The sequence below is a fragment of the Pseudomonas sp. D(2018) genome (assembly GCF_005502555.1).
Lineage (GTDB): Bacteria > Pseudomonadota > Gammaproteobacteria > Pseudomonadales > Pseudomonadaceae > Metapseudomonas > Metapseudomonas resinovorans.
This window is the reverse complement of the sequence record NZ_SCOK01000021.1, coordinates 60,353-73,892: the sequence shown is the minus strand read 5'-3', so window position 1 is coordinate 73,892 and position 13,540 is coordinate 60,353. Positions and strand designations below refer to the sequence as shown.

Here is a 13,540-nt window from a genome sequence, read left to right as displayed (position 1 = left end):
GCCGCCACATGCCGTTTCGACTCGGCAAGAGGTGGCGGGCCGTGCGGAAGTCGAAATACTGGTTACGAAGGAAACCGTCCAGACCGAGGCCTTCACCGTACCTCGCCACAGCCCCTCATCTACGCCCCTCGCTACTATGGCGGCTACTACCTGGGCAACGGCCCTATTACTGCCAGCGCTACGGCAGCCCGCGAATCGTCATTCAGTACTACGACCCGAGGCTGGGGATCTTCGCGGGGACTGATGTAGGCGGGTAGGGCGCTTTATTAATGGGCGGGCCGTAAAGCTGCCACCTGGGCGGCCTCAAACCTCGGCACTGACCTGATCTCGCCGGCATTGCTACTACAGGGAAAGACTCAGCGACAGCTCGGCGCAGCCGCGCGGAGGCGTGCATCTCAGATGATCGGCCGCGACTGTTGAGCGTTCCGCAGAGGTAAGGTCAATCGCCGGCCGAGCGTCGTAGCGACGACGGGGGCACCCCCAGCAAGCGCATGAAGCTGCGGCGCATGCGTTCGATATCGCCGAATCCACATTCGGTGGCCACGCGTTGCACGGAGTTGGCACCGTTCTCCAGCGCCGTGCGAGCGGCCTCCACGCGCAGGCGCTCCACGGCCTTGGCCGGGGTCACACCAGTCTTTGCGCGGAACTCCCGCGCGAAATGGCGCGGGCTCATGCAGGCTATGGCGGCGAGGTCTTCGACGCCATGTCGCTGTGCGAGGTGGCGGCGTACATAGTCGAGCAGCACGTCGAAGCGGTCGTGCGATCCCTGCATCGTGAGCAGCGCGGAGAACTGCGACTGCCCGCCTGGCCGACGGTAGTAGACGACCAGTTCCTGCGCGACGCTGCGAGCGAGTTCGTGGCCATGGTCCTCGGCAATCATAGCTATCGCGAGGTCGATGCCGGCGCTGATACCAGCACTGGTCCACACGGACTCGTCCTTGACGAAGATGCGGTCGGCGTCGAGGTGCACGTTCGGGAACTGGCGCTCGAACTGCCCGGTGCGCGACCAGTGCGTAGTCGCACTGCGCCCATTGAGCACACCTGCCGCGGCAAGCAGCAGGCTGCCCGAGCACACGCTGGCAACGCGCACCTGTCGGGCCACCGCGCGGCGCACGAAATCCAGCAGGCGCTCGTCGTTCATTGCCTGATCGACGCCATCACCGCCTGATACCAGCAAGGTGTCGATGTCGGACAGCCGTGGCAGCTGCTCGGCCTGCCAGGTCACGCGCGACGAACTGAGCACCAGACCAGGTTGGAGGGCGACCACCTGGATGGCGTAGCCCCCCGCCGCCTCGAAGGCCGCGATTGGCCCGGCAGCATCGAGCAATTGGAAGCCCGGAAACACAAGCATTGCAACGCGGTGCGACATGGCAGAAATAGAGGTCTAGCTGGAGTTTCAGCCGGTACGTTAGTCCACGGCGCTAGCCGCGTCAAAACGGTCTGCCCCTCCCTCCGCGGGAAGGGCGGAACTGGCTTCAATGGCAATGACTACTTACAGCTGGAGAGCCGCATGAGCTGGCTGATGAGCTTTCTTGAAGCGCCGCCACGGTACCTCGGGTATGGCAGCTATTGCTGCATTGCTTCGCCAAGGACACGTTAGCCCGCGGCGAGCTGCAACCGGCACTGGGCCAATGGCCTACGCTACCGCTGGGCGTATGACCGGCCACACGTCGCGGTTCGCCTATCGCGAGCAGCGCGGCCGAGGTGCCCCCCATCGAGTTGCCGGCGATATGGACACGCTTGAGGCCCAGGCATCACGAGCCGTCGCATCTGCGCGGCATAGCCGTGCGACTCGCCGGCCAAGCGTCTGCCGCCGGCTTCTTCGTCGTGGCCGGCCACGATGTAGATCGTCTGCTCCGGCCGGACGCCCTGGGCCGGCAGGACTTCTATGGCCTCCAGCATGGACCGCAGGTTGCCCTTATCGTCCCGGGAACCTCGGCCCCAGATGTAGCCGTCCTTGATGGTGCCCGCGAATGGATCGACAGACCAATTCTTCTCCGTGCCTTCGGCGATGGGTACCACATCCTGGTGCGCCATCAACATGAACGGCTTGGCCTTCGGGTCGCGCCCCTCTCAGGTGCAGAGCAGGCTGTAGCCTCCCACCAGTTCACGCTTGAGCGTGCGGTGCACCAGCGGAAACACTTGCTGCAGGTGCTTGTGCAGCTTGAGGAACTCGGGCTCTGCCTGTACCTCAATCTGCTTCGACTCCTTGCGGTTGGTGTTCGCCACCAGCACGAGCGCCAGGAACACCAGAGTCGCCAGTAGCCCTGGTAACGATTACTTCAACATCAATGAGCTCCTCCACGAAACTGCTCGATTGCGGCTCACGGGTCATGCTTCGGCAGGCCCCGGCTTCGATGAAAGCCGCACAAGGAAGCCTGACCCGGAGATCGCCGGCGCGCTGCTACAGCCGTGCCACCGCTTGGGCGATGCGGGCTTCGACATAAGCCACACGGTCGGCCTGCAGCGCGCTCAGGTGCTCGACCAAGGCGGGGCCGGCCTTCTCGGGCGTGCCGCAATCGAACGGCGGCTCAGGGTCGTACTCGAAGGCCAACTGCAGTGTCTTGGCCACGTCGTCACCGGCCAGCTCGGCGGCCAGTGCGAGGCCAAAGTCGATGCCAGCCGTCACCCCGCCGCCCGAGATGCGATTGCGATCGCGGACGATGCGCCGTGCCACAGGCTCCGCACCAAAGCTCGGCAGGTACTTGCGCCACATCCAGTGGCAGGCCGAGCGGTAGCCCTGCAGCAGCCCGGCGGCGCCGAGCAACAGTGCGCCGTTGCACACCGAGGTGACGTAGCGCGCGCTCTCGCCGTGGCGGCGCAAAAAGTCCAGCGTCTGGCTGTCGTTGAGCTGGTCGCCGATGCCGAAGCCACCTGGCACGCACAGCACGGTCAGTGGTGGGCAGTCGTCGAAGGTTGTGGTCGGCACGATCTCGAAGCCAACGTCGGTGACCACCGGATCGGTGGTCTTCCACACCAGATGCACCTTTGCATCCGGCACACGGCTGAGTACCTGGGCCGGCCCGGTCAGGTCGAGCTGGGTGACATAGGGGAAGAGCAGGAATCCGATGTGAATGGGGGAGTTCATCGTGGCACCTGGCGACGTAATGGGGACAGGTCCCAAGAATCATCGCCCGGCGCAATGGCTGCAATGTCACATTTACAGCTTTTTCTGCCATACAAGCCAAATCGTGCCGAACGCGATGCCAGGATTGCGGATCTCGGTCTGAGTCATTAACGAATGGCCCAGAGGTCTCTGAATCGAAGCGGGGCTTTCTGTCCGGCAAGCTTCCCCTTGCTCCAAGTTTGATGGCTGTACGAAGTATTGGTGTTCATGGCTTGTCCTCCGAGTTGGGGAGGACAACGGTGGATCAGTTGCAGTGCATGGCCGCCAACCAACCCAAAGCAGCCCTCCAAGCTGGCAGCTAGACTGCCGAGACTTGATGTGGATCAAGCGCGGCATTGCCCTAGGCGCTAGTGTCGAACTTGATATCCCGGCGGACTGAGCAGATGTCCTGGTTACGATTTCATCAACGCTCGTTGCTACGCATGGCCCTGGTGCTGTGGTTGCTGGCGTTTGGGGTCGCGGCAAACCATGGCTGCCTGTCCTACCTGCCTCACGATCTGGCGAGCGGTCATGATGAAGTGTCGTCCAGCCTGCATGAACGATCTCACCAGCTGCATGCCAGTGGGTGCCTGCAGTTCTGCGAGGACGGCGCGACGGCGTTGAAGCTGGCGTCGGGCCAGGTTCTCCTCGACCAGATATTCTGGCCCCTCTTGCTGCTACTTCCGGTAGCCCTCCTGCCTGCCGTCATACCCCCACGTTTCGCCGCACTCGCCTTCCACCTGCCTGCGCCGCCACGGCCGCCGGCACGTCTGCGCTTCGTCCGCTTCAACGATTGACCCGTCTTCTGTGCGCCCGGGCCTCCGGACGCACAGTCTTGCTACGCCTGCACGAGCAGGCGTGGACCGCTGCATCCCACCCTTTGAAACAGTCGGAGATCGCCATGCACATCACCATCAAATCGCTCGTTGCCGCACTGCTGATCAGCAGCCCGCTGCTCGCCGCGGCCGTCGAAGAACATCACCCCGAGCAGGCTCCGGCGAACGCCGAGAGCCCGTCGGCAACCACCCAGGACCGGGAAAAGGCCATGGCCGAGCAAATGCAGAAGATGCAGTCCATTCACGACAGGATCGCGGCCGCCAAGACCCCGGAGGAGCGCCAGGCGGCCATGCGCGAAGGCATGCAGGCGATGAAGGAAGGTCTCGGCATGATGCAGGGCGGCTGCCCCGGCAAGGATATGGGCCAGCACATGAAGATGATGGGCCCGCAGATGATGGAAATGATGATGCGGATGATGGACCAGCACGCCGGCATGATGGGCTCGCAGCCGGGCATGGGGGGGATGCCCATGCAGAAGCCCATGGAGCAGCCGGCCCAGAAGCCTGCCCAATAAGCACTTGGCACGACCTCGGTGTCGGCCTGGTTGGCGGAAGCGCCCCCAGGCGGACACTTCCACAATGCCCGTTCAGCCTGCCTTCCAATTCTGCGGTCTTCCGCCGCTACGACTCGGACATCGTGCCGTCGTCCGATCAACTCGTAGGATGCGGTAGAGCGAAGCGAAACCCATCACCCTCGCCGATGGGCTTGGCTCCGCGCCACCCAGTAGCCTGGATGCACTCCAGGTAAGACCTGCCACAGCCCCCGGATTCCCTCCGGGCTACGGCCTACCAACCGAACTTCGTGCCTGCGCCCGATCAACTCGTAGGATGCGGTAGAGCGAAGCGAAACCCATCACCCTCGCCGACGGGCTTCGCTCCGTGCCACCCAGTAGCCTGGATGCAATCCAGGGAAGACCTGCAACAGCCCCCGGATTCCCTCCGGGCTACGGCTGCCTACCACCCGGGTGTCGTGCCGGCGCCCACCACATCCTATGGCGCCATTCCCGCCGTCTCCTCGCCGCCCAGTTGCATCGCCCGCTCATATGCGGCCTCGTACAGCGACCGCGCATCCCCCAGCAGCAAACCCACCGCAAAGGACAAACGCGCCGCTTCGCGCTGCACGAAGTCGCCGTTCTCCGCGTGTTCCACCAGTTGCAGCAGGTCCAGCACGGCGGACATGCGCTGGTGGGCGGTTTCGAAGAGGTGGGCAGGGCTGGCCGCGGCGTTGAAGAACATCACGTCGGGATAGGGCTGGGAAGGGGAGGTAAAGGCCTTGAGGTCAGGCATGGCGCACCCCCGGGGTGGAGGCAGAGCTGAAAAAAGCGCGGAGGCGCGCGGGGGTAAAAGGCGGGAAATTGCTATCCATGGCAAGCACCTTGGTTGGGCCTTCTTTGCCTGCCAGTAACCGTCCTACGGGTTGGGTGGCAGGGCCGTGCAAGGGTAGGAGCCCCGGCAACCAAGATCCGGGCAGGCCTTAAAGGCCTCCTCGCACGGCCCGCCATAGATGTGCTGGACAGCATCAAGCCTGTGCCAGCAGCCATGTCGCTACCGCGTCTTGGTTAGAAAACAGGGGTCCTACGCCCAGGTCACGGGATTGACCGTGACGGGCAGGACTCTAGCCAGAGCGCTTGTAGGCGCTCAAGGCTAAAGGCTCGTAGGAAGTTTCTCTGTAGGCAGCTGGGTTTGGAGTACAGAAAAGGCTGTAGGAAGCGGCCTTCACCGTATGTCGCCGGGGCCAGTTCCGCCGACGCAAGGTAGTGCCCTGCCCGGGGTGAAACAGGTCAAAAACTATACTGGGAGTGCGGGGGTGAACTGTGGGGGGACCATTCAGGAGGGCTCGCCATGCGTATCCTCAAGCTGCTGATCATCTTCCTGGCCTGCGCTGGCAGCGGGCATCTCCTTGCCCAGCAACCCTGGCCCACCACCAGCAACGCCAGTGAGACCCTGCTCGCCTGGAACGGCGGCGGTCACGGCGGTGGACGCCACAACGGCTATCGCCACGGTAATGGCTACAAACACCACAAACACTTCCACCGTCACCGTGGCTACTACGGCCACGGCCCGCGCGTCATCTACGCCCCTCGCTACTATGGCGGCTACTACCTGGGCGAACGGCCCTATTACTACCAACGCTACGGCAGTCCGCGAATCGTCATTCAGTACTACGACCCGAGGCTGGGTATATTCGTGGGGACGGATGTAGGCGGGTACTAAGCGGCTTTGCCGGTGGGAATGGAGCGTCGGATTTGAAATCCGGAGAGTAGCTGCCGTTCGCCACAGGCTGTTTCCGGCTGAGCCAGGAGCAGCCGCTTGAGTAATCAAAACGGTCGCCAATTCGGGATAGTCTGTCAGCCTCAGTTACCTGCGCTTGAAGGCCTCCCGGCGCGCCTCACGTTCGCCAAGGAAGCGATTGCTCACCGACGCTTCAAGGTCCTTGCGCTTCACCGGAACGCCACAGTGAGGACAAACGCTGGCCACACCAACGTCATGCCCACACTCGCGATGCACGAAATGCACTGCTAATCCCTCACCCTCGCTCTTGCACCACTTTTCGCCCCAGGCGCGCATCGCATAGATCACGGGGTAGAAGTCCCACCCCTTGTCGGTGAGCTGGTATTCGTAGCGCAGCGGCTTTTCACTGTAGGGCCGGCGCTCGACCAGGCCATCGGCTTCCAGCGCTTTCAAACGCGAGGTCAGCATCTGCGGCGTAGCTTCAGTCTGAATCTGCATTTCTTCGAAACGTGTCGCACCCATATACAGCTCGCGCAGGACCAGGATCGTCCACTTGTCGCCGACTACTTCCACCGAGCGTGCCACCGGGCAGACCGTATCGGTCGTCTTGTCCTGCATTGCCATCGCGCTGTTCGCCCACTTGAAACTATTGTTTTCATAGTAACAGAGCCTGGACTGCAACGTCCCAAGGAGTCGTCCTCAAACCATCATTCCCGTTTACGCTATGATTTTCATAGTTAATATGAGCCATGCTGAGGCTCAAGTCGCCGCAGCGGGAAATAGAGGCAGATATCCGTACAGGCGAGCCTCTCACTCCGATCTCCTTTCAACTGGAGCACTGCCATGACTCATCCTGTGTATTCCCCGGCGCGGACCGGCCTGTTGCTGGTCGACCCCTATAACGATTTCCTGTCCGATGGTGGCAAGCTGTTTCCCATGCTGAAAGGTGTCGCGGATGACGTTCACTTGCTCGACAACCTGCGCGCCTCCGTCGTCGCCGCACGGGAACATGGCATCCAGGTGTTCTACGTACCGCATCGCCGCTGGCAGCCCGGCGACTACGATCACTGGGGTCACCCCAACCCGACCCAACGACTGATCCAGCAGCGCCATACCTTCGCCAAAGGCACTTGGGGCGGCGAATGGCATCCCGATTTCGTACCGCAGGAAGGCGACGTCATCATCCAGGAGCACTGGGGCCAGAGCGGGTTCGCCAATACCGACCTCGACTTCCGCCTCAAGCAGCAAGGCATCACGCATGTGATCGTCGTCGGTCTGCTGGCGAACACCTGTATCGAGTCGACAGCGCGCTTCGCCATGGAGCTCGGTTATCACGTCACGCTGGTACGCGATGCGACAGCGGCATTCAGCAAGGATATGATGCACGCGGCGCACGAACTGAACGGGCCGACCTTTGCTCACAGCATCGTCGACACCCGAGGGCTTCTTCTGGCTCTGCAGCAGCAGTGAAGGGGCTGCTCCATGTCAGTCTCCTCAACAGCCCCGCAGGGCATTTCCAATCGCCTTGTCGCGCTGATGGCCTTGTGTTGCGCGCTTGCCGTATCGACCATCTACTACCACCAGCCATTGCTGCCACAGATAGCCGCGTCGTTTGGCCTAGCGCCAACACAGGCAGGCCTGGTTGCCACGTTGACACAGCTCGGCTATGCGGCGGGCCTGCTGCTCATCGTGCCGCTCGCCGATTGCCGGCAGCCACGCCGGCTCGCGCTGCTGGCCATCGCTGCGAATTCTGTCGCCTTGATCATCTGCGCCGCCGCCCCGAGCTTCACGCTGCTGTGTATGAGCAGCCTCGTGGTAGGTGTGACCGCGATTACAGCGCAGATCATCATTCCAGCGCTCTCGGGATTGGCCACACCGGCTGAACGCGGTCGAATCGTCGGCAGCCTGCTAAGTGGGCTCTCGGCAGGCCTTCTGCTGGCGCGCACGATCGGGGGCTTCGTCGGTGCACAAACGGGATGGCGAGCCGTGTTCGTGCTGGCCTCGCTCATCGATGTACTGCTGCTGCTCGTCGTTGCCAGGAGCCTGCCCACCACCACCGGCCTGACCGCGATCAGCTATGCCCGGCTTATGCGTTCGCTGGTCAGCCTGGTCCGCGAGGAACGTGTGCTGCGCTACTGCGCAGCAAGCGGCCTGATGATGTTCGCTGCGTTCAGCGCGCTATGGGCCAGTCTCGCCGCGCTGCTGGCACAGTCACCCTACGGGTTCGACTCTGCCACCATCGGCCTGTTTGGTCTGGTCGCACTGCTAGGCATTGCCGCCTCGCCACGTATCGGCGCCCTGGCTGATCGCCTGGGCGCACGCGCCATGGTTCTCGCCGGTACGATCACCCTTGCCGCCGGCTTCGCATTCGTCGCTGCGGGCAGCCAAAGCCTTGGCTGGATTATCGTCGGTATGCTGCTGCTCGACTTCGGCAATCGCGCCGGCCTGGTAGCCAACCAGGCACGCGTATTCACCCTGCGTCCCGAGGCCCGAAGCCGACTCAATACCCTGTTCATGGGATCGTACTTCCTGGGCGGAGCGGTCGGCGCTGCATTGGGGAACTATGGTGTACACCGGGCCGGCTGGATCGGCCTTGCTGCAGTTGGCGCCTTGCTTGCCCTTGGAGCCACAGTGATCAATGCCCTTTCCCCCCGTGAGTCGAGCTCAACGCTCGCCGGGGCTCGTCCATGAGCCAACCTCTCAGCAAGCGCATAAAGCAATAACGGCCTGCAGCCATGGGACGATTATTTTGAAGATGTAGCCACCGCCCCATGCCGCCGAAAAAATCACGCGCTGAGCGAGCATGGGGTATAGGCTGCATGATGGGGTGACTACCGGGGGACAACGGCGCCTGCTCTACTCGTCCAATCTGGAAGAGCACGTCCCGCCCCAGCACTTCCTGCGCAGCATCAACCAGTGCCCGGACCTTAGCGATCTGCGCGCCCACCTGGCGGATTTCTTCAGTACCATCGGCCGCCCCTCGACTGACCCGGTGAATCGCTCCCACTTTCCAGGAAGCCTCCAAACCTCAAAGGGGGCCTGCTTAGTCATGGCGGATTAGTCCGATTTTGGCCATCTCTGCCAATCGTCACCGACAGAAGTCGCCCGCAAGCATTGGGCACGAGTGTCCGTTTGGTTCAGGCCGAAACAGGTTCGTCCCAACAATCGCCCCTTTAAATAAGAATGGCGCTTTGCCGGCTAGCCAAGGCGAAGTTCGGAAGGGATGGCAAGAAACACAAAGCCCCGCGTGCGAGACGGGGCTTTGCGTACAGAGGGTAAGGCTGAGCTGTTCTGGGGGTAGTCGGGTGCCGGGCGAGAAAGTTCGGGACTCACTCGGCCCCTACTTTGCAGATGCCAGATAATGCGCAACCAACGCATTAGCGTGGCCATGGCCCATGCCATGCTCAGTCTTGAGCCAAGCCACCATTTCCATGTGCTTCTTGCCCTTCAACGCTCCCAGCAGATCCAGCCAATGAGCGATCGAGTGCCCGTACTTCTTCTCGATTGATGGGAAGTAGGAAGTGGGTCCTTTTACCTTGGTCTCTTCGGCCACGATGCAAACTCCTTTTCGGCATAACGATGGAAACAACAGGTCGCACGAGCATAGCTTTCCGCGAGCCCGGCGAGCGAAATCAGTGACGTTGCCTTCCTCCTTCTATACTGCCGATGCTCTGCCACCGAAGCGGATGTATTTGGAAGTTCCCAACTTCGGCCTTGCCTGCCCTGTCGCACGGGCATGGTGTGCGTGCCGCAATGTCCATCTATCTCAATCGAAAAGAGAGCCTCGACATGAATCTCAAACGGTTTCTGCTGGGAACTTCCGCTTTGCTCGTTGCCACCTCCGCGAGCGCTGGGATTCCGCAGCTCAACTACGATTGCCCGACCAATATTGCGGTACATGCCGATCAGGGAGGACCGGTCTATATCAATGGCAAAGAGGCCAAGCTGCAGAAGTTCAGCGACACCTATTACGAGGCCAAGGGTTCCAACGTAACGATTTCCATCATGCAGAATCCGGACGAGTCCCTGGACATTTCCTACACCGGCAAAGGCGGGGCCAATGGGGTCTGCAAGCCTGCGTCAACGGGGGCTGCGAGCACGAGCAATACCGGCGGCAGCTCGGCTACCGGCAAGGCGGAGAAAGCCTGCCTGGCCGAGGTGGCGAAGAAGACCGGTGTGGCCAGCAGCAAGCTTTCAGTGGTCGACGTCCTGACGGCCGAAGCGGGCATTGGCGTGACGATCAAGGTACCTGGTGCGGACGCGCCCTGGTCGTGCCTCTCCGATGCCAATGGCAAGGTGCAAGGTGCGAGCTATACGGGGTCTGAAGGCAGCCTCTGATTCGCCGGCCTTGCGGCGGGAATCTGGCATCGGAATCGATGGTGGTCGCGGTGTAGTCAGATGGGCGTAGAAAGCGCCGCCGGGCGACGGCGCCTTGGAGTCATCAGTCCTGGCGGCTGGTGACTTCCAGCAGGTGATAACCGAACTGGGTTTTCACCGGGCCTTGCACCACGTTCAGCGGGGCGCTGAATACGACGGCGTCGAATTCCTTGACCATCTGGCCACGGCCGAAGGAGCCGAGGTTGCCGCCGTCGCGGCTGGAGGGGCAGGTGGAGTTTTGCTTGGCGACTTCGGCGAAGTCGGCGCCGGCTTCGATGGCGGCTTTCAGTTCGTTGCACTTGGCTTCGGTGGAAACCAGGATGTGGCGGGCGGTGGCGCGTGCCATGGTGGGGTACTCCTTGCTCGTTTGAGGGGGCAGAGACTAGCGGAATTGGCGGTTGATTCAAGGTGGTTTGTCGGCGGCGGCGCACTTTCTGCGGGGCGGTTGGCGACTTTGCAGAGGCTCAGGCCGCGCGTGCCTCTGCGGTCAGCCAGTCCACCAGTTCGCGCAGCTGCGGACTGGGACCGGTGCGCTCGGGGTAGACCATGAAGTAGGCGCCGCCAGTTGGCACCTTGAGGTCGAAGGGGGCGACCTGGTTGCCGTTGGCCAGGTCATCGCCGATCAGTGACCAGTCCCCCAGCGCAATGCCGGCGCCCTGGGCCGCGACGGACAGGGCCAGGTCCATGGTGTCGAAGTGGTGCCCGCCGCTCAGTGGGCCGGGGGTGTGGCCGGCGGTGCGTAGCCAGGTTTCCCAGTCGTGTTTGTCGCGCGCCGGGTGCAGCAGCACGTGGTGCTCCAGGTCGGCTGGGGTTGCCAGCGGCCCTGATCGTTCCAGGTATTGCCGGGTACAGACTGGCGTCAGTTGTTCATTGAACAGGTGGTGGGCGGTGACGTTCCCGGAGGGCGCAGTGCCGTAGATGATTGCCGCGTCGAACTGGTCGCGGCGAAAGTCCACGCCATAGGCGATGGTCGTGGTCAGCTCCACGGGGACATCGGGGCGCTCGGCCTGCCACTTCATCAGGCGCGGCAGCAGCCAGCGCATGGCGCAAGTGGGTGCCTTGAGTTGCAGGGCCTTGCGCCTGGCGCCCACTTCTTCCACGGCCTCATCGATCAGGGCGAACACTTGCTGGATGCGCGGGTACAGGTCGCGCCCCTGTTCGGTCAGGGCCAGCCCTCGCGCCTGGCGCAGGAACAGCGGGTAACCCAGATGGCTCTCCAGTCCGGCGATTTGCCGGCTCACTGCGCCCTGGGTGATGTGCAGCATTTCTGCGGCCCGGGTGAAGTTGCAGCACTGGGCGGTGATCAGGAAGGTATGCAGAGCGGGCAGGGGAGGCAGGCGTTTCATCATTCGAGCCATGACTTGAAGACATGGCTAGTATGACGATTTTTGCCTTGTCAGTCGCGCCACCTGGCGGCTCAATGGGCGCCACTCGTGGCCCTCCAGACGTTTCGGTTCTGTGTTCAGGGAGTGGCCGCCCTTAGCCTCGCTCATGGAGCCCATGCAATGTCGAATACCCTTCCGACCTTTCCCGAGACCCTGGCCGGCGTATACATCAACGGCCAGTGGCTGCCCGGTGGCGCCGTTCTGGATGTCGTGAACCCCTCTACCGAAGAGCGCCTGGCCACCATTGGCACCGGCGATGCGGTCAGCGTCGAGCAGGCCGTGCAGGCCGCCAGCCAAGCCTTCCCGGCCTGGGCCCGCAGCAGCGGCGCCGAGCGCGGCGCGGCGCTGCGCCGTATTGCCGAAGGTGTGCGCCAGCGTCGTGAAACGCTGATCCAATTGCAGTCGCTCAACAACGGCAAGCCGCTGTTCGAAGCGGGCATCGACGTGGACGACGTGATCGGCACGTTCGAGTACTACGCCGGCCTGGCCGAAGGGCTGGACGCCCAGCAGGACCGTCCGGTGGCGCTGCCCAGCGAAGACTTCACCGCGCGCCTGCGCCGTGAGGCCGTTGGCGTGGTGGGCCTGATCGTGCCCTGGAACTTCCCCATGGTGACCACCGCCTGGAAACTCGCCCCAGCCCTGGCAGCCGGTTGCGCCGTGGTGCTGAAACCCTCCGAGGTGACGCCACTGGCGGAGCTGGAACTGGTTCGCATCATCGCGGAGGCCGGTCTGCCGGCTGGCGTGCTCAACGTGGTGTGCGGCACCGGCCTGGCCGTGGGTGCGCCGCTGTCGTCCCACCCGAAGGTGGCCAAGGTGTCCTTCACCGGCAGCAACGCGGTGGGCGTGCAGGTGATGCAGCGCGCGGCGGAAACGGTGAAGGGCATCAGCCTGGAGCTGGGCGGCAAGTCGTCCTTGCTGGTGCTGGAAGAGGCCGACCTGGACCTGGCCGTCGAGCTGGCCTGCGGTGGTGCGTTCTTCAACGCCGGGCAGATGTGCTCGGCCACCAGCCGTGTGCTGGTAGCTGAACCCCTGGTAGGGGACTTCCTGGCTCGCGTGCAGGCCCGTGCCGAGGCGACCAAGGTCGGCGACCCCTTCAGTGAAGGCGTGGAAATGGGCGCTCTGGTGAACCAGGCGCAGTACCAGCGCGTGCGTGGCCATATCGAGCGCGGCATTGCCTCGGGTGCCCGCCTGGTGTGCGGCGGCGAGCGTCCGGCGGAGCTGCAGCGCGGGTTCTTCCTCAAGCCGACGGTGTTCACCGATGTGCCGAAGGACAGCGCCCTGTGGAAGGAAGAGATTTTCGGTCCGGTGCTCTGCGTGCGCAGCTTCGCTACCGAGGAAGAGGCGATCGAACTGGCCAACGACAGTGAATTCGGCCTGGTGGCCAGTGTGGTGAGCCGCAATGGCGAAGCCGCCGAGCGCGTTGCCAACGCCCTGCAGGCCGGCATGGTGTGGATCAACTCGCCGCAGGTGATCTTCCCGCAGACCGCCTGGGGTGGTTACAAGCAGAGCAGCATTGGCCGTGAGCTCGGCCCGTGGGGCCTGGCTTCGTTCCAGGAGCTGAAGCACGTGGTACGGGCGGTCTGACACCGGCCGAGCGCCTCTGT

Annotated in this window: 14 protein-coding genes and 4 pseudogenes; 8 read left to right on the top strand and 10 right to left on the bottom strand. The window is 63.1% G+C overall.

Annotation, left to right across the window (positions count from 1 at the left end; translation table 11 throughout):
• Positions 1–439: 439 nt before the first annotated feature.
• The 5 genes and pseudogenes from FFS60_RS15400 to FFS60_RS29065 form a co-directional block, all read right to left on the bottom strand.
• The gene (locus tag FFS60_RS15400; RefSeq protein ID WP_245586463.1) at positions 440–1,351 is read right to left on the bottom strand and encodes a GlxA family transcriptional regulator; all 912 of its coding nucleotides are present in this window, start codon (positions 1,349–1,351) and stop codon (positions 440–442) included.
• 290 nt (positions 1,352–1,641) lie between these two features.
• Positions 1,642–2,055: pseudogene (locus FFS60_RS29440) on the bottom strand (M20/M25/M40 family metallo-hydrolase); the annotation flags it as partial.
• 18 nt (positions 2,056–2,073) lie between these two features.
• Positions 2,074–2,250, bottom strand: a complete 177-nt coding sequence (locus FFS60_RS28875) for a hypothetical protein (protein ID WP_218570600.1) — start codon at positions 2,248–2,250, stop codon at positions 2,074–2,076.
• A gap of 154 nt (positions 2,251–2,404) precedes the next feature.
• Entirely contained in the window at positions 2,405–3,088 is a 684-nt protein-coding gene (locus FFS60_RS15390; RefSeq protein ID WP_028626673.1) for a DJ-1/PfpI family protein, read from the bottom strand.
• Between the two features lie 149 nt (positions 3,089–3,237).
• Positions 3,238–3,336 (bottom strand): annotated as a pseudogene (locus tag FFS60_RS29065) (integrase); the annotation flags it as partial.
• Between the two features lie 213 nt (positions 3,337–3,549).
• Here FFS60_RS29065 and FFS60_RS15380 point away from each other — a divergent pair.
• Complete coding sequence (locus FFS60_RS15380; RefSeq protein ID WP_256658094.1) at positions 3,550–3,903, top strand: hypothetical protein; 354 nt, start codon at positions 3,550–3,552, stop codon at positions 3,901–3,903.
• A gap of 104 nt (positions 3,904–4,007) precedes the next feature.
• Complete coding sequence (locus tag FFS60_RS15375) at positions 4,008–4,457, top strand: hypothetical protein (protein ID WP_036996738.1); 450 nt, start codon at positions 4,008–4,010, stop codon at positions 4,455–4,457.
• 475 nt (positions 4,458–4,932) lie between these two features.
• Here the strand turns inward: FFS60_RS15375 and FFS60_RS15370 are convergent, their stop codons facing one another.
• Complete coding sequence (locus FFS60_RS15370) at positions 4,933–5,229, bottom strand: hypothetical protein (RefSeq protein ID WP_051246340.1); 297 nt, start codon at positions 5,227–5,229, stop codon at positions 4,933–4,935.
• A gap of 555 nt (positions 5,230–5,784) precedes the next feature.
• Between FFS60_RS15370 and FFS60_RS15365 the strand changes: the two genes are divergently transcribed.
• Entirely contained in the window at positions 5,785–6,156 is a 372-nt protein-coding gene (locus tag FFS60_RS15365; protein ID WP_137822444.1) for a hypothetical protein, read from the top strand.
• A 144-nt stretch (positions 6,157–6,300) separates the two neighbouring features.
• Here the strand turns inward: FFS60_RS15365 and FFS60_RS15360 are convergent, their stop codons facing one another.
• Positions 6,301–6,798, bottom strand: a complete 498-nt coding sequence (locus tag FFS60_RS15360) for a helix-turn-helix domain-containing protein (protein WP_137822443.1) — start codon at positions 6,796–6,798, stop codon at positions 6,301–6,303.
• 219 nt (positions 6,799–7,017) lie between these two features.
• On the opposite strand from FFS60_RS15360, the gene FFS60_RS15355 reads away from it, so the two are divergent.
• From FFS60_RS15355 to FFS60_RS15345, 3 genes and pseudogenes are all read left to right on the top strand, one after another.
• On the top strand, positions 7,018–7,644 hold the full coding sequence (locus tag FFS60_RS15355) for an isochorismatase family cysteine hydrolase (RefSeq protein ID WP_137822442.1): 627 nt from the start codon (positions 7,018–7,020) through the stop codon (positions 7,642–7,644).
• 12 nt (positions 7,645–7,656) lie between these two features.
• On the top strand, positions 7,657–8,865 hold the full coding sequence (locus FFS60_RS15350; RefSeq protein ID WP_137822441.1) for an MFS transporter: 1,209 nt from the start codon (positions 7,657–7,659) through the stop codon (positions 8,863–8,865).
• Between the two features lie 112 nt (positions 8,866–8,977).
• Positions 8,978–9,166: pseudogene (locus FFS60_RS15345) on the top strand (hypothetical protein); the annotation flags it as partial.
• A gap of 348 nt (positions 9,167–9,514) precedes the next feature.
• On the opposite strand, the gene FFS60_RS15340 reads toward FFS60_RS15345, so the two are convergent.
• Positions 9,515–9,727 (bottom strand): DUF4287 domain-containing protein, encoded by a 213-nt coding sequence (locus tag FFS60_RS15340; protein WP_137822440.1) that lies wholly within the window; start codon positions 9,725–9,727, stop codon positions 9,515–9,517.
• Positions 9,728–9,963: 236 nt separating this feature from the next.
• Between FFS60_RS15340 and FFS60_RS28870 the strand changes: the two are divergent.
• Positions 9,964–10,248, top strand: a pseudogene (locus FFS60_RS28870) (hypothetical protein); the annotation flags it as partial.
• 367 nt (positions 10,249–10,615) lie between these two features.
• Here the strand turns inward: FFS60_RS28870 and FFS60_RS15330 are convergent.
• Positions 10,616–10,897 carry a peptidylprolyl isomerase gene (locus FFS60_RS15330; protein WP_028626677.1) on the bottom strand — a complete coding sequence of 94 codons (282 nt, stop codon included), beginning with the start codon at positions 10,895–10,897 and terminating at the stop codon, positions 10,616–10,618.
• A gap of 118 nt (positions 10,898–11,015) precedes the next feature.
• On the bottom strand, positions 11,016–11,897 hold the full coding sequence (locus FFS60_RS15325; protein WP_137822439.1) for a LysR substrate-binding domain-containing protein: 882 nt from the start codon (positions 11,895–11,897) through the stop codon (positions 11,016–11,018).
• Between the two features lie 159 nt (positions 11,898–12,056).
• On the opposite strand from FFS60_RS15325, the gene FFS60_RS15320 reads away from it, so the two are divergent.
• A complete protein-coding gene (locus tag FFS60_RS15320) occupies positions 12,057–13,520 on the top strand; it encodes an aldehyde dehydrogenase family protein (RefSeq protein WP_028626679.1) in 1,464 nt (487 codons plus the stop codon).
• Positions 13,521–13,540: the final 20 nt, after the last annotated feature.

Coding starts and splice junctions, on each gene's coding strand:
- FFS60_RS15320 (WP_028626679.1), top strand. CDS start 12,057: ATGTCGAATACCCTTCCGACCTTTCCCGAGACCCTGGCCGGCGTATAC.
- FFS60_RS15365 (WP_137822444.1), top strand. CDS start 5,785: ATGCGTATCCTCAAGCTGCTGATCATCTTCCTGGCCTGCGCTGGCAGC.
- FFS60_RS15370 (WP_051246340.1), bottom strand. CDS start 5,229: ATGCCTGACCTCAAGGCCTTTACCTCCCCTTCCCAGCCCTATCCCGAC.
- FFS60_RS15360 (WP_137822443.1), bottom strand. CDS start 6,798: ATGGCAATGCAGGACAAGACGACCGATACGGTCTGCCCGGTGGCACGC.
- FFS60_RS15400 (WP_245586463.1), bottom strand. CDS start 1,351: ATGCTTGTGTTTCCGGGCTTCCAATTGCTCGATGCTGCCGGGCCAATC.
- FFS60_RS15380 (WP_256658094.1), top strand. CDS start 3,550: ATGGCCCTGGTGCTGTGGTTGCTGGCGTTTGGGGTCGCGGCAAACCAT.
- FFS60_RS15350 (WP_137822441.1), top strand. CDS start 7,657: ATGTCAGTCTCCTCAACAGCCCCGCAGGGCATTTCCAATCGCCTTGTC.
- FFS60_RS15325 (WP_137822439.1), bottom strand. CDS start 11,897: ATGAAACGCCTGCCTCCCCTGCCCGCTCTGCATACCTTCCTGATCACC.
- FFS60_RS15330 (WP_028626677.1), bottom strand. CDS start 10,897: ATGGCACGCGCCACCGCCCGCCACATCCTGGTTTCCACCGAAGCCAAG.
- FFS60_RS15355 (WP_137822442.1), top strand. CDS start 7,018: ATGACTCATCCTGTGTATTCCCCGGCGCGGACCGGCCTGTTGCTGGTC.
- FFS60_RS15375 (WP_036996738.1), top strand. CDS start 4,008: ATGCACATCACCATCAAATCGCTCGTTGCCGCACTGCTGATCAGCAGC.
- FFS60_RS15390 (WP_028626673.1), bottom strand. CDS start 3,088: ATGAACTCCCCCATTCACATCGGATTCCTGCTCTTCCCCTATGTCACC.